Here is a 17,971-nt window from a genome sequence, read left to right as displayed (position 1 = left end):
AGTGCGATGACGATGCGCCTCAACCTTCCGGCGAGCGATGGCTCGCTGCAGCCCTACACCCTGCGTGGCACCCCGGGCATAGCGCCCGCGCGGCCCGGCACGCAGTTCAACCGCATCGCCTATTCGGCCGCACACGTGGTGGCCGACGCGCGCGCGAACGTCGACCCCTGGCTCGACTGCGCGATCGACTGGGACACCACCATTGCCTACCGCCAGCGCCTGTGGGGCATGGGCCTGGGCGTGGCCGAGGCGATGGACACCGCACAGCGCGGCATGGGCCTCGACTGGCCCACCTCGCTGGAGCTGATCCGCCGCAGCCTCGACGCTGCGCGCGACATGCCCGGCGCGCTGGTCGCCAGCGGCTGCGGCACCGACCAGCTGGCGCCCGACGCCGCGAAGAGCGTCGACGACGTTATCCGCGCGTACGAAGAGCAGATGGCCGCCATCGAGAAACTCGGCGGCAAGTTGATCGTGATGGCCAGCCGCGCGCTCGCGCGTGTGGCCAAGAGCCCGGCCGACTACGAGCGCGTGTACAGCCGGGTGCTGAGCCAGGCGAAGCAGCCTGTGGTGCTGCACTGGCTCGGCGAGATGTTCGACCCCGCGCTGGCAGGTTACTGGGGCAGCGGCAATGTGGAAGCGGCGATGGACACCGCGCTCGGCATCATCGCCGCCCACCCGAACAAGGTCGACGGCATCAAGATCTCGCTGCTCGACAAGGACAAGGAGATCGCGATGCGCCGCCGCCTGCCCGCGGGTGTGCGCATGTACACGGGCGATGATTTCAACTACGCCGAGTTGATCGCCGGTGACGGTGTGGGTGAGGCCACAACGCACAAGCAGAGCGACGCACTGCTCGGCATCTTCGACGCCATCGCGCCCGCAGCCAGTGCGGCGCTCGGCGCCTTGGCCGCTGGCGACACCGCGCGCTTCAACGCCATCCTCGAGCCCACCGTGCCGCTCTCGCGCCACATCTTCAAGGCGCCCACGCGCTTCTATAAAACCGGCGTGGTGTTCATGGCCTGGCTCAACGGCCACCAGTCGCACTTCGTGATGGTGGGCGGCCAGCAGAGCACGCGCTCGCTGCCGCACTTTGCCGAGCTGTTCAGGCTGGCCGATGCGGCCGGGCTGATCGAAGACCCCGAGCGCGCAGCGCGGCGCATGCGCACGCTGCTCGCGCTGCACGGTGTGGACGCATGACCGGCACGATGCGCGACTTCAGCACCGACCACCGCTGGCTGTCGATCAACACCGCCACCGTGCGCAAGCAGCACGGGCGCGACTGGCCGCTGGTCGACATCCTCGACGCATGTGCACGCCACGGCATCCGCGCCGTGTCGCCGTGGCGCGACCAGGTGGCCGCAGCAGGGTTGGCCACCACGGCAAGCACCTTGCGCGCGCATGGGCTGGAGTTGTCGGGCTACTGCCGCGGCGGCATGTTCACCGAGCCCAACGCGAAGGACGAGAACCTGCGCGCGCTCGATGAGGCCTGCGAACTCGGCGCGCCCTGCCTTGTGCTGGTGGTGGGCAGCCTGCCCGGTGCGCTGGCGGGCAAGCCGCAGCACAAGGACATCGCCTCGGCCCGCGCGGTGGTGCGCGACGGCATCGCCACGCTGCTACAAGAAGCACGCAAGCGAAACATGCCGCTCGCCATCGAACCCCTGCACCCGACCTACGCCGCCGACCGCGCCTGCATCAACACGCTGGAGCACGCGCTCGACGTGTGCGACGAACTCGACCCGCAACGCAGCGGCGCACTCGGCGTCGCCGTGGACGTCTACCACGTGTGGTGGGACCCGAAGCTGCAGGCGCAGATCCAGCGCGCCGGCCGCGACCGCCTGCTCGCCTTCCACGTGTGCGACTGGCTCGTGCCCACCACCGACCCGCTGAACGACCGCGGAATGATGGGCGACGGCGTGATCGACATCCCGCGCATCCGCAGCTGGGTCGAGGCCGAAGGCTTCGCCGGCTACAGCGAGGTCGAAATCTTCTCGGCGGGCCACTGGTGGCAGCGCAGCGGTGATGAGGTGCTCAGCACCTGCATCGCGCGGCATCGCAGCGTGGTCTAGCCAGTGCAGGCTGCCGGCAAAACCGGCCCTAAAAACCATGACCCGCTGGTGGGCGTTGGATCGCTGCATGATGGGGCACACATCGCTGGCGCCTTACGCCGTTCATCGTCCACCCCACAGGAGCCCATCATGAAGTACCTCTTGATTCCCCTGGCACTCGTCGCCGGCAGCGCATTTGCGTGCCCTGGCGCAGAGGGCAGCAAAGACGCCATGGCCTCGCCCTCGAGCGACAAGGCCGTGGTCGCGAAGAAGGCAACGACCAAGCAGGTCGCTGCCGTGAAGGCAGAGAAGAAAGTTGCTACCAAGACCGCGAGTGCATCGCCCAAGGTGGCTGGGCTGTAAGGCCTGTCGCACGAGCCCCATCTCTCTCCTCGCGCTTCGGCGCAGACCCGGCCCGCCACGTGCGGGCCGTTTTCATGGCGGCAAGTCGGCAGCAAATTCGACACGCCCATCCCGCTCCCGGCTCACCGCCCGCACCGCGCGCCGCCGCACCAGGTACCAGGCCGCCGGGATGACCAGCATGCTGAGCAGCGGTGCGGTGACCATGCCCCCGACCATGGGCGCGGCGATGCGCGTCATCACCTCCGAGCCCGTGCCGGTTCCGAACAGGATGGGCAGCAGGCCCGCCATCACCACCGCAACCGTCATCGCCTTCGGCCGCACGCGCAGCACGGCCCCTTCACGGATGGCGGCGAGCAGCGTCTCCTCGTTGTCGGGCTCGCCGGCCAGCAATCGACGGGCATGGGCGTTCTTCAGGTAGATGAGCATCACCACACCGAACTCCGCCGCCACGCCGGCGAGTGCGATGAAGCCGACCACCGTGGCGACGGAGATGGCATGCCCGAGCACCCACACCAGCCAGAAGCCGCCGACGAGCGAGAACGGCACCGCGGCCATCACGAGCGCCGCATCGCCGAACGAGCGGAACAGCAGGTAGAGCAGCACGAAGATGACGGCGAGCGTGGCAGGCACCACGAGCTTCAGCCGCTCGGTGGCACGCTCCAGGTACTCGAACTGGCCCGACCATGACACGGCATAACCGGCCGGCATCGCGACCTGTTGGGCCACCACCGCCTGCATGTCGTTGACCACCGAGCGCAAGTCGCGGCCGCGCACGTCGACATACACCCAGCCCGACAGCCGCGCGTTCTCGCTGCGCAGCATCGGCGGGCCGTCCTGGACCGAGATCGCGGCCACGTCCTGCAGCAGGAGTTGCGCGCCCTTCTCCGTCACGAAGGGCAGCTGCCGCAGGCGCTCCAGCGAGTCTCGAATCTCGCGCGGATAGCGGACGTTGATCGGGTAGCGTTCGCGCCCCTGGATGAGCTCGCCCGCGTTGTCGCCGCCGATGGCGGTGGAGACGATGGCCTGCACGTCGGCCACCGACAGGCCGTAGCGTGCGGCGGCCAGGCGGTCCACGTCGACGTCGATGTAGCGCCCGCCGGTCAGCCGCTCCGCGAGCGCGGACGACACGCCCGGCACCCGCTTCACCGCCGCCTCGATCTGCGTCGTGAGCTTGTCGATGACCGCGAGGTCGGTCCCCGCGACCTTGATGCCCACGGGGCTCTTGATGCCGGTGGCGAGCATGTCGATGCGGTTGCGGATGGGCGGCACCCACACGTTGCTGAGGCCCGGCACCTTGACCACACGGTCCAGCTCTTCCACCAGCTTGTCGGCGGTCATGCCTGCTCGCCACTGGGCACGCGGCTTGAACTGGATGGTGGTCTCGAACATCTCGAGCGGCGCCGGGTCGGTGGCGGTGTCGGCCCGGCCGGCCTTGCCGAAGACCCGCTCCACTTCGGGCACGGTCTTGATGAGGCGGTCGGTCTGCTGCAACAGCTGCGACGCCTTCGACACCGACAGGCCGGGCAGCGCACTCGGCATGTACAGCAGGTCACCCTCGTCGAGCGCGGGCATGAACTCGGCGCCCAGGCGCAGGGCCGGAATCACCGTCAACCCCAGCAGCACGGCGGCGACGACCAGCGTGGCCTTGGGGAACCGGAGCACGGCGTCGAGCGCCGGTCGATACACCGCCATGAGCAAGCGGTTGATCGGGTTGGATCGTTCGTGCGGCACGCGGCCGCGAATGAAGTAGCCCATCAACACCGGGACCAGCGTGACCGACAGGCCGGCCGCAGCCGCCATCGCGTAGGTCTTGGTCAAGGCAAGCGGCGAGAACAGGCGCCCCTCCTGCGCCTCGAGTGCAAACACCGGCACGAACGACAGCGCGATCACCAGCAGCGAGAAGAACAGCGCCGGGCCCACTTCAACGCAGGACTGCGCGACCAGACTCCAGCGCTCCGCCACAGTCGGCTGCCGGCCGTGCGCGACCTCGAACGCTTCGAGGTGCTTCGCAAAGTTCTCGACCATCACCACCGAGGCATCGGTCATGGCGCCGATGGCCACCGCGATGCCGCCCAGGCTCAAGATGTTTGCGCTGACGCCTTGCCAGTGCATCACCGCGAACGCGATCAGCACACCCACCGGCAACGCCACCACCGCCACCAGCGCCGAGCGCAGATGGAACAGGAAGATGGCGCAGACCAACGCGACCACGATGAACTCTTCGATCAGCTTGGCACGCAGGTTATCGACGGCCCGGTCGATGAGCAGCGAGCGGTCGTAGGTCGGCACGATCTCGACACCGGGCGGCAGGCTGGGCTTGAGCGCGGCGAGCTTGCCCTTCACCGCCTCGATGGTGGTGCGGGCGTTCTTGCCCGAGCGCATGACGACCACACCACCGGTCACCTCGCCCTGCCCGTCGAGTTCGGCGATGCCGCGCCGCATCTCCGGCCCGATCTGGACGGTGGCCACGTCCTTCAGCAGCACCGGCGTCGCGCCCGCCACCGACAGCGGAATGCTGCGGAAGTCATCGAGCGATTGCAGAAAGCCGCGCGAGCGCACCATGTACTCGGCCTCAGCCATCTCGACCACCGAGCCGCCAGCGGACTGGTTGGCCTTCTGCAGCGCGCCCACCACCATCGCCTGGGTGATGCCCAGCCCGCGCATGCGGTCGGGGTCGAGCACGACCTGGTACTGCCGCACCATGCCGCCGATGCTGGCGACTTCGGCCACGTCGGGCACGGTCTTCAGCTCGAACTTCAAGAACCAGTCGTTCAACGCGCGCAGCTGCCCCAGGTCGTTCTTGCCGGTGCGGTCGACCAGCGCGTACTCGTAGACCCAGCCCAGGCCGGTGGCATCGGGCCCGAGCGAAGCACTGGCCCCGGGCGGCAACCGCGCCTGCACCTGGTTGAGGTACTCGACCACGCGCGAGCGCGCCCAGTACGGGTCGGTCTTGTCGTCGAACAACACGTAGACGAACGAATCGCCGAAGAACGAATAGCCCCGCACCGTCTTCGCCCCGGGCACGCTGAGCATGGTCGTGGTCAGCGGGTAGGTCACCAGGTCTTCGACGATCTGCGGTGCCTTGCCCGGGTAGGGCGTGCGCACGATGACCTGCGTGTCCGAGAGGTCGGGCAAGGCATCGAGCGCCGTGTTCTTGACCGACCACAGGCCGGCCGCCACGAGGAAGGCGGTCACGATCAGAACCAGCGCCCGGTTGCCGATCGAGCCGCGGATGAGCGCCGCAATCATTTGCCACCCCGCACGCGCTGAACCGACACCAGCTCGTATCCGGCTGCACCGCCCTCACGGAACTCGAAGCGCACCGTGTCGCCGGGTTTCATGTCGGCGAAGGCCTTGGGGTCGGGCTTGCCGAAGCCCATCATCATCGGCGGCCACTTCAGCGAGGCCACCGGCCCGTGCGAAATGGTGATGCCGTCGGCGTTGACGCTTTCGACCTTGCCTTCCGCGGTGTGAATGCCGGCCGCTTGCGCTGCTGGCATCGATGCGGCGGACGCCGCTGCAGATGCTGCCGAGGCCGCAGGGGCCGCCATGCTGCCCGTCACCGAGCGCAGCCGCGCTTCGGAGTCGATGAGGAATTGGCCGCTTGCAACCACCTCCTCGCCTTCCTTCACGCCCTGGGTGATTTCGATCTCGTCGCCGATCTCGGCACCGACCGACACGTCGCGCGCCTCGAAGCCACCGGCCGGGTTGCGCACCATCACGAGCGCGCGCCTGCCGGTGCGGATCACCGCTTCCGTGGGCGCAAGCAGGCGCGCGATCGCTGGCCCGGCCACCTGAAGGCGCAGCAGCATGCCTGGCGCGAGCTGGCCCGCCGGGTTGTTGACCTCGAAGCGGGCCTGCAGCGTGCGCGTGCTGGCACTGACCTGCGGCACGATCTCGGTGAGCGTGCCGTCGAACACATGGCCGGCATCGGCCTGAAGCAGTGCCTTGACCTTCTGGCCACGGACCAGGCGCGCGGCCTGCGCTTCCGGCACCTCGGCCACGGCCCAGACCTTCTCCAGCCCGGCAATGCGAAAGAGCGTCATGCCCGGCGTGACGGCAACGCCTTCGCGCACCCCGAGCTCGGCCACCACGCCGCCGACCGGCGCGCTGAGCGTGTAGCGGGCCTGGGCCGTGCCGGCCGCTTCACTCTGGCGAACCAGTTCGTCGGGAATCGACATCGCCTTCAGCCTCTCGCGCGCCGCCGCAACCAGCTCGGGCGCAACGCCGGCGCGCTGAAGGGCCAGCAGTTCGTTCTGCGGGCCCAGCCACTCCGGCGAGAAAACGGTCGCGAGCGGCTGGCCCTTGCGCACACGCTCCATCGGCGCGCGCACCCGCAGCTGTTCGACGTAGCCCGCGGCCCGCGTCTGCACCACCACGCTGAGCCGCTCGTCGAACTGCACGGTGCCGACCGCATCGAACGTGGTCGGCAGCTCGGCGCGCCGCACGGTCGTGTAGCGGATGCCGAGGTTCTGCTGCACCGTCGGGCTGACCTTCACGCCCGCGTCGCCGGCATCGCTGTCGGCGTAGACCGGTACCAGCTGCATGTCCATGAAGGGCGACTTGCCCGGTTTGTCGAAGCGCGGGCCCGGCACCATCGGGTCGTGCCAGTACAAGACCTTCTTGTCGGTGGCGCTCTTGTCGTTCGACTCGGCAGTGGGCATGTCCCCTGCGTTGCGGCGGCCGAGGTAGAAGCCACCCGCGCCGATCGCCACGGCAGCCACGAGCAAGATCACGATGAGAACGGCGCGCTTCATGGTTGGGCTCCGGATGCAAGAGGTTTGAACGCCAGCTGGGCCTGCGCCCTGGCCAGCTCGCGCTGCAGGCCGAGCAGCTTGCGTTGCGCGTCGACCTCTGCGTGGCGCGCTTCGAACAGCGCCATCAGCGCGGTCTGGTTCGACCGGTACCCGGCCAGCGCCGCAGCGGTTCGCTGCGCAGCGGGCGCGACCACACCTTGCCGATAGCGCTCGATGCGTTCGCCCAGCCGCTGTGCATCGCTGGCCAGCGATTGGTACTCGGCCGTGGCCATGCGGCTCGCTTCGGCCAGCTCGGCCTCGGCCTTGTCGACGAGCGCGAGCTTCGAGGCCGTCTCGCGGTCTTGCCGCTGCTCTCGTGCGACGGGAATCGGAATGCTGACGCCGACGGACAGCATGTCGGCGTAGCCCGTCCGCTGGCCGTACGAGACCTCCCAGGTCCAGTTCGGCTGGCGCTCGCTGGAGGCGACGGCTGCGGCCTGCTTCGCGACCTCGATGCTGCGCTCGATCGACACGAAGCTCGGGTGGTTCGCAACGAACACCGCTTCGGATGGAATGGGGAGTGGCGCCATCGCCGGCAGCTCGTCCGGCGACTGGCCGGTCCAGCGGCGCAGCGCCACGCTGGCGGCGGCTTGCTGCTGGCGCACCTCGGCTGTGTCGTCTTCGGCGATGCCGCGCGCGGCGTCCATCGCCAGCGCCTCCTGGCTGCTGCCGCTCGACGACGACAGGCGGGCACGAGCCGCCGCGCCTTCTTCGTGCACGTGGTGCTCGGTGAGGCGCGCGAGCTTGAGCGACTCGCTGGCGAAGTAGGCGTCGATGTAGGCCAGCGCCGTCTGCAGGCGCGTCTCGGCTTCGGCCACGCGGATGGCGATGCTTTCGCGGCTGACCTCGGCGTCGGCGGCGGCCTGGCGCGCTGCGCGCTTGTCGGCGGACAGCCATTCCTGGCTGATGCCGAGGCGCTTCATCGTCATCGAGTCGCGCGCGCTGTTCAGCCGATCGGCACCGGTGGCCGGCAGGTTGTCGACGCCGGCGCGCAGCATCGGGTCCGGCGGCTGGGCGGAGGCGCGGGCCGCCTCCGAGGCACTGGCCCTGCCCGCCCGGGCCGAGCGCGCGGCTTCGGATCGTTGGACGGCCAGGTCGAGGGCGGCCTCGCGCGTGAAAGGCGCCGCCGATGCGACCAGAGGCAAAGCCGCGGCGACCAAGGCGGCCACGCGCTGAAGAGAGAAGCTGAACATGGGAACTCCGCGAGAGAACGAGGCGAAAGAACGGGGCAAGAGCCGGCGAGCGGCCGAGCCGCGCCAGCGCCATTCAGTCGGCGGAGGGTCAGACGCGAAGTCTGAGCGTAGACAGGAAGAGGGGATTTGGCGGCGGCCGCTCATCGAACGCGACGGCCACAGGCAGCACGGATTCGCGCTGCGATTCAAGCACCAGCGGAACGAGCAGCACCTGCACGACGGCAGGCATCGACGGTGCGTGGACCTTGGCGCTCTCGAACGATTGGGCGCTCCCCGCGGCATGCTGATGGCACAGCGTCGGCTGGTCCGGGTCCATGCCTTCGCACGGCTGGCCGGCGGCCATCATCTCGGCCATGGCCGCCATGGCGTTCACATCGGCCTGGCCTGGGCAGACGTAGCGCGCCATCGCCAACTGCCCGAAGAGCAGGGACACGACCGCGACGAACACGGTCACGCAGCGGTGAAGGGAGCGATGGCGAAACACGGTGGCAGTGTAGCGATGCAACGATGAGTCGTCTGGAAGGCGAAGGCCTGACGACTCAATGCGCCGGATCGGGATGGCAGGCGCAGGCATGTGCCTCGGCCGCGGTCATGAAGCTGTCGAGAATGGCGCACGAATGCGAGGGGTCGCCGTCGCAGCGGCCACGCAAGGCCAGCAGCTGGCCCTCGAGCGTACGAAGCGCCGTCAGCCGTTGCTGCACACGGCTGATGTGCTCGTCGAGCAGCGTGTTGACCTGGGCACACGACTGCTCCGGCGCCGCGGCGAACTCCAGCAGGTCGCGGATCTCGGGCAGCGGGATGTCCAGTGACCGGCAGTGGCGGATGAACTGCAGGCGCGCAAGGTGCCGCTGCGCATAACGCCGGTAGCCCGACTCTTCACGTGCGGGCTCTTCGAGCAGGCCTTCGCGCTCGTAGAACCTCACCGTTTGAACATCGCACCCCGCCTGAGCGGCAAGTTCACCAATCCTCATCGCATTGCCCCTGATGCTTGACCCTGTACCGGCTACAGGGTTCTCAATGCTGCCATGGACGAAAAGAAACTGACGGAAAGCGGTGATTGCTGTGCATCGGGCGGGTGCTCGGCCGATGCGTCGGGCACGGCCGCCGCAGCGGTGCCGCAGGCCCAGCACAGCACGGTGCTGGCGGTGCCGGACATGTGCTGCGCCACCGAGTTCAGCGCGGTCGAGAAGGAGCTGCGGCGACTCAGCGGGGTGCGCGATGTGTCAGCGGACTACATCCGCCGGTTCGTGCGGATCGAGCACGAGGCGGTGGCAGATTCCGAACTCGTGGCCGCGGCCGGGCGCTCCGGCTTCGAAGTGCGGTTGGGCAACGCTGCTGCGCCGAAGGCGCGCGGAAAGGGCCTGGGTGCCATCGCCATCCGGGCGGTCGGGTCCGCACCAGCCGTGCCACATGCCCATGGCGCTGACCACGACCACGTGCATGACCACGCGCATGAACATGCGACACCGGTGCCGTCATCAGCTGCCGAACCGCCGCGCAAGGAAAGCCACTGGAAGCTGATCACCGGCGGCGTGCTGGCCTTGGCGGCCGAAGGCGTCGCCCTCGCCTACGGCGACCACTCGATCGGCGCCGTCGTGCTCGCGGCAGCCTCCATCGGCCTGGCTGGCCTCGACACCTACCGCAAGGGGCTGCTGGCCCTGCGCCGCTTCCAGCTGAACATCAATGCGCTGATGACGGTGGCGGTGACGGGCGCGGCGATCCTGGGCCAATGGCCCGAGGCCGCGATGGTCATGGTGCTCTTCGCCATTGCCGAGATGATCGAAGACAAGTCGCTCGACCGTGCGCGCCGCGCCGTCGAGGGCTTGATGGCGATGGCGCCGGAAACGGCCACGGTGCAAGAAGGCTCAACGTGGCGCGAGGTGCCCGCGTCGACCGTGCAGGTCGGCGCGCTGGTGCGCATCCGGCCCGGTGAGCGCATCGCGCTCGATGGCCAGGTGAGCTCGGGGTCGTCTGCCGTCGACCAGGCGGCCATCACCGGCGAGAGCGTGCCGGTCGACAAGACCGTCGGCGACAGCCTGTTCGCCGGCACCATCAACCAGAACGGCGAGCTGCTGTCGCGCGTGACCGCCGCGGCGGGCGAGTCGACGCTGGCCCGCATCATCAAGGCCGTGCAAGAAGCGCAAAGCACGCGCGCGCCCACGCAGCGTTTCGTCGACACCTTCGCCAGGTACTACACGCCGGCGGTGTTCGCAGCGGCGTTGGCGACAGCGGTCATTCCGCCGCTCTTCGCTGGCGCCGACGCGTTCACCTGGGTCTACCGCGCGCTGGTGCTGCTGGTCATCGCCTGCCCCTGCGCGCTGGTGCTGTCGACACCCATCTCGATCGTCTCCGGTCTGACAGCCGCAGCCCGTCGCGGCATCCTGATCAAGGGCGGCCTCTACCTCGAGCAGGGCCACCGCCTGAAGGTGCTGGCGCTGGACAAGACCGGCACGCTGACGCAGGGCAAGCCACAGGTCACCGATGTGGTTGCCTTGCAAGGCACGCAGGCTGAGGTGTTGCGCTGGGCGGGTGCACTCTCGACGCGCAGCGACCACCCGGTGTCGCAGGCCATCGCAGCGCACGCCGGCGATGCATCAACGCAGCTGGGTGTCACCGGCTTCGCGGCCTTGCAGGGCCGCGGCATCGAAGGCGCGATCGATGGTGTGCGCCACCGCCTCGGCAACCACCGCCTGCTCGAAGAGTCGCAGGCCTGCACACCGCAGATCGAATCACGGCTGAATGCGCTGGAGCAGCAAGGCAAGACGGCAGTCGTGCTGGTGCGCGATCAGACGGCGATCGGCATCATCGCCATCGCCGACGCAGTGCGCCCCGAGAGTGCCGAGGCCATCGCCCAGCTGAAGCAGCTCGGCATCCGGACCGTGATGCTCACCGGCGACAACCGCCACACGGCCGACGCCATGGCGCGGCAGGTCGGCATCGACGATGTGCGCAGCGAGCTGCTGCCGGAAGACAAGCTCAAGGCCATCGAAGAACTGTCGGCCGGCGGCACCGTGGTCGGCATGGTGGGCGACGGCATCAACGACACGCCGGCGCTCGCCAAGGCGCACATCGGTTTTGCCATGGGCGCGGCCGGCACCGACACCGCCATCGAGACCGCGAGCGTCGCGTTGATGGACGACGACCCGCGCAAGCTGGCCGAGTTCGTGCGGCTCTCGCGCGCCACGAAGAACGTGCTGTGGCAGAACATCGGTCTCGCACTCGGCATCAAGGCCGTGTTCCTCGCGCTGGCGATGGTCGGGCAGGCCACACTGTGGATGGCGGTGTTTGCCGACATGGGCAGCAGCCTGCTCGTGGTGTTCAACGGGCTGCGGCTGCTGCGCAAGTCGCGCTAGTCCCCAATAGCGAAGCGGCTCCGCAAGCCGAGGCCTGCGGAGCCGCCACGCCAGCAGTCACCCGATCAGAGCGACTGCAAGAAGGCCAGCACGGCCTGTCGATCCGCGGCAGACAGCGCGGTGAAGCGCTGGCGCGCACGCTCGCCTTCGCCACCGTGCCACATCACCGCTTCGGTCAGCGTGCGGGCGCGGCCGTCGTGCAGGTAGCCGACCTTGCCTGCCGTGCCCATCGCACGGTCGGTGTAGCCGATGCCCCACAGCGGCGAGGTGCGCCACAGGTTGCCGGCCGCCAGGCCTTCGACGTAGCTGTCCGCGAGGCCGGGGCCCATGTCGTGCAGCAGCAGGTCGGTGTACGGCTTGATGGTCTGGTTGCGCAGCTCGGCGAGCGGGTGGCCGGAGCCGGTCTTCATCTCCGCGGTGTGGCAGCTCGTGCAGCCCAGGCCCTGGAAGACCTTGGCGCCCGCAGCCACCTTGGCCGGGTCGACGTCGAGATCGGCCAAGGGTGCGACGCCCTTCGGGAAGCCGCTTGCGAGGCTGCGCTGCGCCGGCACGGCCAGCAGCTGCAGGTAGCGCGAGATCGACTGCAGGTCGGCCTCGGACAGCCCGCGCTCGGTCTTCGTCTTGCAGGTGGCCGGACCGGCCAGGCAGTCGCGGCTCGGGTAGACCGGCGTGGTCACCGACATGTCTTGCAGCAGCGCCGAGGCAGCTTGATGGCGCAGGCTGAACTTGCCGGCCTTCCAGCCAAAGCGGCCGAGGCGCACGTCACCGGTTTCCGGGTCGAAGACGAAGTTCGCCTGGCCCTTCACGCCGTCGGCATCGGGCGTGCTGCGGGCACGCGCCAAGATGTCGGCCTCGGGCACGGCCTCGAGCAGGCCGGTGCCGAGCATCGGCTGCGCAGCGCGCAGCGAGACGATCTGCGGCACCGGGCCGTCGAACGCCAGCCGCGGCTTGCGCAACTCCACCGAGGTGCCATCAGCCAGCTTCACGGTCTGCGTGTCGAAGCCCGCGACGCGCACGCCGTTGCCCCAGTCTTGCGGTGCGCCGGTGCTGGTGGAGCGGGCATTCATCTGCACCGCCACGCCATAGCGCGGGTCGGGCTGCTGCTGGCCGTTGGCACCGATGATTGCTGTGTGGACCGACATCGAATCCAGCCGCTGGTTCGGTGATGCCGGGGCCGGGCTGCGGCCGTTGTTCACGTGGCAGGCGAAGCACGACGACTGGTTGAAGCGCTGGCCCTGCAGGCCGATGGCCGCGTCGTAGCGGTCGTTGCCCGGCTCGTTGTGGTCACCGGTGAACAGGTTGGTGTGGATCAGCCGGCGCCCTTCGACGAAGCGCTGCATGTTCTGCATGCCGACGTTGATGTGCGGCTGCTGGAACATGAAGCTGCCGTTGTCGGCGTAGTCGTACGACAGCGAGCCAATACCGCCTTGGAGCGTCTCCGCCGGCAGCGGCGCATTCATCAGCCGCGGCTGCACGCCGTACCACGGGCGCAGGCCGGTGCCGACCACGTAGGTCCACTCGCCGGCGTAGTAGCGGATGCCGCCGCTGTCGCCCACCTTGGCCATGCCTTCGCGGGTGGAGAAGAACGAGGGCGACACTTCGATCACGTCGCCCACCACCAGCGAACGGCCGGGCACGCTCTTGCCGTTGGGCATGCCGTCGGCACCGATGTCACCATGGCCGGGGTAGCCATTCACGGTCAGGCTGCAGTCGTTGTTGAGCAGGTTGGCGCTGACCAGCCTTCCGTTCGGCGGGTAGGCCACCGGCGGGCAGAGGGTGACCTTGTCGTTCACCAGCTGGCCCGGGTTCATCCAGCCGTAGCCGGTGACGCCTGGGCGGTCGAACGCGCGGAACCAGGCCACGCCGCCGGGCAGCTGGTCTTGCGTGAAGTACTGGTTCACCTTCAGCGTGGGCTTGGTCACGCCGGCCACGCGGCTGTTGTCGATGATCTCGAAGCCCCAGGTGCGGTTCTTGAAGTAGTTCGGCACGAAGGTCAGGAAGTTGCCGGGGCCCTTGTCGACGGCTCGGCCAGTCACGGGGTCGACCGTCTCGTTCGGGCCTTCGCCGATCTCGTTCCAGTCTTCGCCGCGCTCGCGCGCATGGCGGGCCAGGCCGCGCACACCGAAGCGCGTGACCAGCGTGCCGTCGGCGAGCGTGAACTGCAACGACTCCACCGGGTCCAGCGTCGTCGGCAGTGGTGCGAGGCCGCTGCCGCTGGCGGGAGCCTTCAGCGGTGAGGTGGCGAGCGTGGGCATGGTGTTGTCGCTGCCCGGCGTCTTGAACTCGACTTCATACAGCGAGTAGCCGTACTGCGTGCCACGGGCCACGCCTTGCAGGCGAACGTAGCGGGCGCTGGCATTGAGGTTGTAGAACTCCTCGGTGCCGCCCTTGCCGGCGCTCACGTAGCGCAGTTGCGACCACGTTGCGCCGTCGTCGGAGATCTGAAGCGCGTACTCCTTGCCGTACGAGTTTTCCCACGCCAGCTTCATGTAGCCGATCTGCGTCTTGGCACCGAAGTCGTACTGGATCCAGGCGCCGTCTTCGAACTTGCTGGCCCAGCGCGTGGTGGCGTTGCCGTCGATCGTCATCGTGGCCGGCATGCCGCCGTTCTCGAGCGCCGACGAGGTGGCCGCCACCGGCTTGATGGCGACGCCGGGCTTGCTCGTGTCGACTGGAGCCGGCGCTGGTGCGGGGGCCGGGGCCGGCGCGGGGGATGGCGCAGGTGCGGGCGCTGGTGAAGGGGCTGGCGATGGAGCCGGAGCCGGAGTGGGGGCGGGCGCAGGTGCTGGAGCAGGCGCCGGTGCCGGGTTCCCTTGCGTGACCGAGAACGCCTGGATCTCGAAGATCGAGTAGCCGTATTGCGACGAGCGCTTGACGCCCAGCACGCGCAGGTAGCGGCCCTGCCCGCTCAGGCCGGTCCAGTCTTCGATGCCGCCCTGGCTGTTGTCCACGCTCTTGATCGTGGTCCAGCTCGAGTTGTCGTTCGAGACCTGCAGCTGGTACTGCGTGGCGTGGGCGCGTTCCCAGTTGATGCGCACGCGGTTGACGGCGACCGACTGGCCGAAGTCGAGCGTCAGCGACTGGTTGTCGGTGAAGGCGCTGCTCCAGCGGGTGTTGTCATCGTGGTCGATCGCAGCAGCGGCCGACAGGTCGGCCCGCTCCGATCCGCTGGCCGTGGCGGCCACCGGGGTCAATGCCACGCCGGTGGGGTCGCCGGCAGCCATGGCGCGAGAGCGGTCTCCGCTGCCGGTTGCACTGGCTGTGTCGCCCGTGGCGTTGGCGGTGGAATTTCCGTCGCTGCCGCCGCAACCGGCCAGCAAGATCGCCAGGGCGCAATGCAGCCCCAGCATCGAATAGTTGCGCATCGAGCGCAGCACATGGTGTTTCATCGGCTCTCCCTCCAGGACGTGGCAGAAACAAGGCACGCATGCTCGGCGTTTCCTGCGTTGTTGCTGTAAGCCGATTGGCGTGGCTGGCGGTCTCACGCGAGCGGGACTTGCATCGCCTTTGAAGATGCCTGCCGATGCGGGCAGCTCACCGACTGCGAACCATCACTTGGCATGAACCGCTGGGCGATGCTGTGTGTGACCAACGCCAGAGGGCTGGTCGTTCCACGGTCACCTGGGTCGATGTATGTGAGCCGGCGATGGAACACGACCCTCCGCGCTCGGATGAGGCGCACTTCTGCGTGTGCCTTCTTTTGCCGCTGGTTACATCAAGGGGCGCGCAAGGGCTCGAACGTACTCGTACTGCGGGCGGCGTTCAGCGTCACAAACCCACGAGTGCGTGCAGCGCCGGGTTGTCGATGTCTCGCGCGAGCACACGCGCTGCGGCGGCACTGTGGCCGTGGCTGTCCCCGCCCAGGCCCGCGCGGTGCAGGTGCGAACGCACGCTGAACTCGCGCATGCCGTTGCGTGCGGCAAGTGCCTGCATCTCGTCGATCCACACCGTCGCTTGCGGCAGGGCCTGCGCGACGGCGAGGCCGCACAAGGCATCGAGCACGTAGCCCTTGCCCCACAGGTAGGCATCGGGCAGGCGCACGCAGCGCACGACAGCGTCGACCAGGATCTCGACGGCGCGTTCCGGCTCACCCCTCGCGATGGCAACACACCCCAGGCCGCGGGCGGAGATGCCTTCCCAACACGGGTCGCCGAGCTGGCAGCCGAGAGCAAAGGCATGCTCCAAGCGATCGGCCGCCGCAGCCACGTCGCCGCGCATCAGGTCGACCTCGGCACGCAGCGATTGCGGCCATGGCACGAAGGCTGTCCAGCCCTGCTGCGACAACATGACCGAGCGGTCGAGCGCTTCGGTGGCCGCAGCAAGGTCGCCATGCAGCAGCAGTGCACGGCCGAGCATGGACTGCGCGTACGCGGCCTGCTTGAAATCGCCGACCCCATCGGCAAAAGCCTCGGCATCGCGCAGCATCGCGATCGCAGCGCCGTAATGCGCGGTGTCGCTGAGCGCCGAGCCGCACACGATGGCGATGCGGGCCTGCTCGGCGCGGTCGGCACCTGCGAGCGGCATGGCGCGGCGCAGCCACGACAGTGCGCGTTCGTAGCGGCCGCGCAAGAACTCCACGTAGCCAAGCTCTCGGCACGCGGCCGCGGCCAACGAAGGTGAGGCCGCCTGCCCGACGGCGAGCGCTTCGTGCAGCGCCGTGGCGCCCTCCTCGTCTCGCCCCCGCGCGGCATGTACCAGGGCGCTGCCCAGCGCCAAACGTGCACGCGTTCGCAGCACCGGGTCGCCGGTGACGTCGGCCTCGACGATCGCGCGCCGCAGGCACTGCAGCCCGGCTTCGAGCGCGCCAGCACCGATGGCGGCCTCGCCCGCATCGATCTGCGCGATGGCCGCGGCACGACCCGTCGCCGGCCTCGCCGTCGGGGTCGCGGTGACGGTGCGAACCGCGGCATCGAGCGTTGCACCGGGCGAGACGCCGAGCTCGCGCTGGAAGAGTTCGCGGCAGGCAGCAGCCTGGCGTGCCGCACCAATGCCGTCGCCCGCGGCAGCCAGGCTGCGCACGAGCAAGGCCTGGAAGTTCTCGTCCAGCGGGTTGCGGCGCACGAGGCGGGCGGACAGGTCGGCCGCTTCGCTTGCTGCGCCGGATGCAAGGCGCGCCAGCGCGGCTTCGCGCAACACACCTTCGGCCGCCGCCTGCAGGTGGCGCCGTTCGGTGGCCAGCCACACCTCGAACGACGGGCTGCTCGCGAAGTTCATGCCCTCCAGCAACTCGTGGTCGAGCCCGGGCACGTGCAAGGCCTCGGCCCAGCCGCCTCGCATGACGACGTCGACATCGACATACGCGCTCGGCGCCAGCTCGAGCGACACCAGCTCGCCGCGCAAGCCGGTGTGGGCAAGCAGGCGCCGCAATTCGCTCAGGTTCCAGCGCAGCGCGGCGAGCGGGTCTTCGGCGTCTTCGAACAGCAGGTCGGCCAGGTGCTTGCGGCCGGCCGGCGCCCCGCTGCGTGCCAGGTAGGCGAGCAGGCCCCAGACCTTGTGTCCGCGCGGCGCGGGCATGGCGCAGCCATCGCATTCGACACGCGGCGCGCCGAGAAGATGGATGGCAAGGCCCATGAGGCGATAGTCTCTCAGGCCTTGCCTTGTGCCAACGGGTGTCAGGCTTCGGCGGTCGTCGGGTCGATGATCGTCGTGACACGCGCCACGCTGGTCGCGGGGAACCCGCCCAGCCGAGCGTGCTCGCGCACCAGCGCTTCGTTCTGCGCGTTGTAGATGCAGTACATCTTGTCGCCGGTCACATAGCTCTGCACCCACTGAACGTCGGTGCCCAGCGACTGCAGCACGCTGCATGACTTCTGGGACACCGCCTGCAGCTCGGCAGGCTTCAAGGCGCCCAGCCCGGGAATGGGTCGCTCGATCACAAATTTCGGCATGTCGGTTCTCCGTTGAAGTAAAGGTGAACTGCAAGGCTAAGAAGCGGCCGTGTGAGCGAGCGTGTGACGGTTCTGGCCGCGCCGGAATCGCACAAGCCACTCGCAAACGGCTGGGTGAGGCGATGCCGGCGGCTTCGGCCTCGAACGAACTCAGTTCCGAGCGGTCGATCGCCAGGTCGCGAAAGGCGCTGGCATCGAGCAGCTGCAGTTCGCGGCGCTGACCGTGGCGACGGCGCAGCTCGATGAAGGCCCGATGTAGCCCGCGCCACCACGACGCGAACGGTTCGACGGCAGATGAGGGCACAGGAGTCTCCTTGAGTGAAAGGAGACCCG

At 68.8% G+C, this 17,971-nt stretch carries 12 protein-coding genes; 4 read left to right on the top strand and 8 right to left on the bottom strand.

What is annotated here, in order from left to right; translation table 11 throughout:
• The first annotated feature begins 6 nt into the window (after window positions 1-6).
• The 3 genes from AC1DYS_RS20530 (at window position 7) to AC1DYS_RS20520 (ending at window position 2,408) form a co-directional block, all read left to right on the top strand.
• Entirely contained in the window at window positions 7-1,197 is a 1,191-nt protein-coding gene (locus tag AC1DYS_RS20530; RefSeq protein ID WP_477902535.1) for a dihydrodipicolinate synthase family protein, read from the top strand.
• Between the two features lie 8 nt (window positions 1,198-1,205).
• Complete coding sequence (locus AC1DYS_RS20525) at window positions 1,206-2,066, top strand: sugar phosphate isomerase/epimerase family protein (protein WP_477902708.1); 861 nt, start codon at window positions 1,206-1,208, stop codon at window positions 2,064-2,066.
• A 129-nt stretch (window positions 2,067-2,195) separates the two neighbouring features.
• Window positions 2,196-2,408, top strand: a complete 213-nt coding sequence (locus AC1DYS_RS20520; RefSeq protein ID WP_477902533.1) for a hypothetical protein — start codon at window positions 2,196-2,198, stop codon at window positions 2,406-2,408.
• 72 nt (window positions 2,409-2,480) lie between these two features.
• Here the strand turns inward: AC1DYS_RS20520 and AC1DYS_RS20515 are convergent, their stop codons facing one another.
• The 5 genes from AC1DYS_RS20515 to cadR all read right to left on the bottom strand — a co-directional run bounded on the left by AC1DYS_RS20515 (window position 2,481) and on the right by cadR (window position 9,368).
• Window positions 2,481-5,657, bottom strand: coding sequence for an efflux RND transporter permease subunit (locus tag AC1DYS_RS20515; protein WP_477902531.1), 3,177 nt, complete (start codon window positions 5,655-5,657; stop codon window positions 2,481-2,483).
• Complete coding sequence (locus tag AC1DYS_RS20510; protein WP_477902529.1) at window positions 5,654-7,165, bottom strand: efflux RND transporter periplasmic adaptor subunit; 1,512 nt, start codon at window positions 7,163-7,165, stop codon at window positions 5,654-5,656. The genes AC1DYS_RS20515 and AC1DYS_RS20510 overlap by 4 nt, the downstream gene beginning before the upstream one ends.
• Complete coding sequence (locus AC1DYS_RS20505; protein WP_477902527.1) at window positions 7,162-8,397, bottom strand: TolC family protein; 1,236 nt, start codon at window positions 8,395-8,397, stop codon at window positions 7,162-7,164. The genes AC1DYS_RS20510 and AC1DYS_RS20505 overlap by 4 nt, the downstream gene beginning before the upstream one ends.
• Before the next feature lie 88 nt (window positions 8,398-8,485).
• On the bottom strand, window positions 8,486-8,851 hold the full coding sequence (locus tag AC1DYS_RS20500) for a hypothetical protein (RefSeq protein ID WP_477902525.1): 366 nt from the start codon (window positions 8,849-8,851) through the stop codon (window positions 8,486-8,488).
• Between the two features lie 85 nt (window positions 8,852-8,936).
• Window positions 8,937-9,368, bottom strand: a complete 432-nt coding sequence (gene cadR / locus AC1DYS_RS20495) for a Cd(II)/Pb(II)-responsive transcriptional regulator (protein ID WP_477902523.1) — start codon at window positions 9,366-9,368, stop codon at window positions 8,937-8,939.
• Between the two features lie 54 nt (window positions 9,369-9,422).
• Here cadR and AC1DYS_RS20490 point away from each other — a divergent pair, with 54 nt between their 5' ends.
• Window positions 9,423-11,750 carry a heavy metal translocating P-type ATPase gene (locus AC1DYS_RS20490; RefSeq protein ID WP_477902521.1) on the top strand — a complete coding sequence of 776 codons (2,328 nt, stop codon included), beginning with the start codon at window positions 9,423-9,425 and terminating at the stop codon, window positions 11,748-11,750.
• A 65-nt stretch (window positions 11,751-11,815) separates the two neighbouring features.
• On the opposite strand, the gene AC1DYS_RS20485 is transcribed toward AC1DYS_RS20490, so the two are convergent.
• The 3 genes from AC1DYS_RS20485 to AC1DYS_RS20475 form a co-directional block, all read right to left on the bottom strand.
• A complete protein-coding gene (locus AC1DYS_RS20485; protein ID WP_477902519.1) occupies window positions 11,816-15,139 on the bottom strand; it encodes a di-heme oxidoredictase family protein in 3,324 nt (1,107 codons plus the stop codon).
• A 379-nt stretch (window positions 15,140-15,518) separates the two neighbouring features.
• Complete coding sequence (locus tag AC1DYS_RS20480; protein WP_477902517.1) at window positions 15,519-17,321, bottom strand: AfsR/SARP family transcriptional regulator; 1,803 nt, start codon at window positions 17,319-17,321, stop codon at window positions 15,519-15,521.
• A 41-nt stretch (window positions 17,322-17,362) separates the two neighbouring features.
• Window positions 17,363-17,638: a DUF4242 domain-containing protein gene (locus tag AC1DYS_RS20475; protein WP_047488331.1), complete on the bottom strand. Its 276-nt coding sequence runs from the start codon at window positions 17,636-17,638 to the stop codon at window positions 17,363-17,365.
• Window positions 17,639-17,971: the final 333 nt, after the last annotated feature.

This window comes from Rhizobacter sp. P2_G4 (assembly GCF_056403575.1).
This window is presented reverse-complemented; position numbering and strand designations above follow the sequence as displayed.

Bases quoted from the DNA above. Each gene is read 5' to 3' on its own strand.
- AC1DYS_RS20530 (WP_477902535.1), top strand. From the start codon at position 7: ATGACGATGCGCCTCAACCTTCCGGCGAGCGATGGCTCGCTGCAGCCC.
- AC1DYS_RS20525 (WP_477902708.1), top strand. From the start codon at position 1,206: ATGCGCGACTTCAGCACCGACCACCGCTGGCTGTCGATCAACACCGCC.
- AC1DYS_RS20520 (WP_477902533.1), top strand. From the start codon at position 2,196: ATGAAGTACCTCTTGATTCCCCTGGCACTCGTCGCCGGCAGCGCATTT.
- AC1DYS_RS20515 (WP_477902531.1), bottom strand. From the start codon at position 5,657: ATGATTGCGGCGCTCATCCGCGGCTCGATCGGCAACCGGGCGCTGGTT.
- AC1DYS_RS20510 (WP_477902529.1), bottom strand. From the start codon at position 7,165: ATGAAGCGCGCCGTTCTCATCGTGATCTTGCTCGTGGCTGCCGTGGCG.
- AC1DYS_RS20505 (WP_477902527.1), bottom strand. From the start codon at position 8,397: ATGTTCAGCTTCTCTCTTCAGCGCGTGGCCGCCTTGGTCGCCGCGGCT.
- cadR (WP_477902523.1), bottom strand. From the start codon at position 9,368: ATGAGGATTGGTGAACTTGCCGCTCAGGCGGGGTGCGATGTTCAAACG.
- AC1DYS_RS20490 (WP_477902521.1), top strand. From the start codon at position 9,423: ATGGACGAAAAGAAACTGACGGAAAGCGGTGATTGCTGTGCATCGGGC.
- AC1DYS_RS20485 (WP_477902519.1), bottom strand. From the start codon at position 15,139: ATGAAACACCATGTGCTGCGCTCGATGCGCAACTATTCGATGCTGGGG.
- AC1DYS_RS20480 (WP_477902517.1), bottom strand. From the start codon at position 17,321: ATGGGCCTTGCCATCCATCTTCTCGGCGCGCCGCGTGTCGAATGCGAT.
- AC1DYS_RS20475 (WP_047488331.1), bottom strand. From the start codon at position 17,638: ATGCCGAAATTTGTGATCGAGCGACCCATTCCCGGGCTGGGCGCCTTG.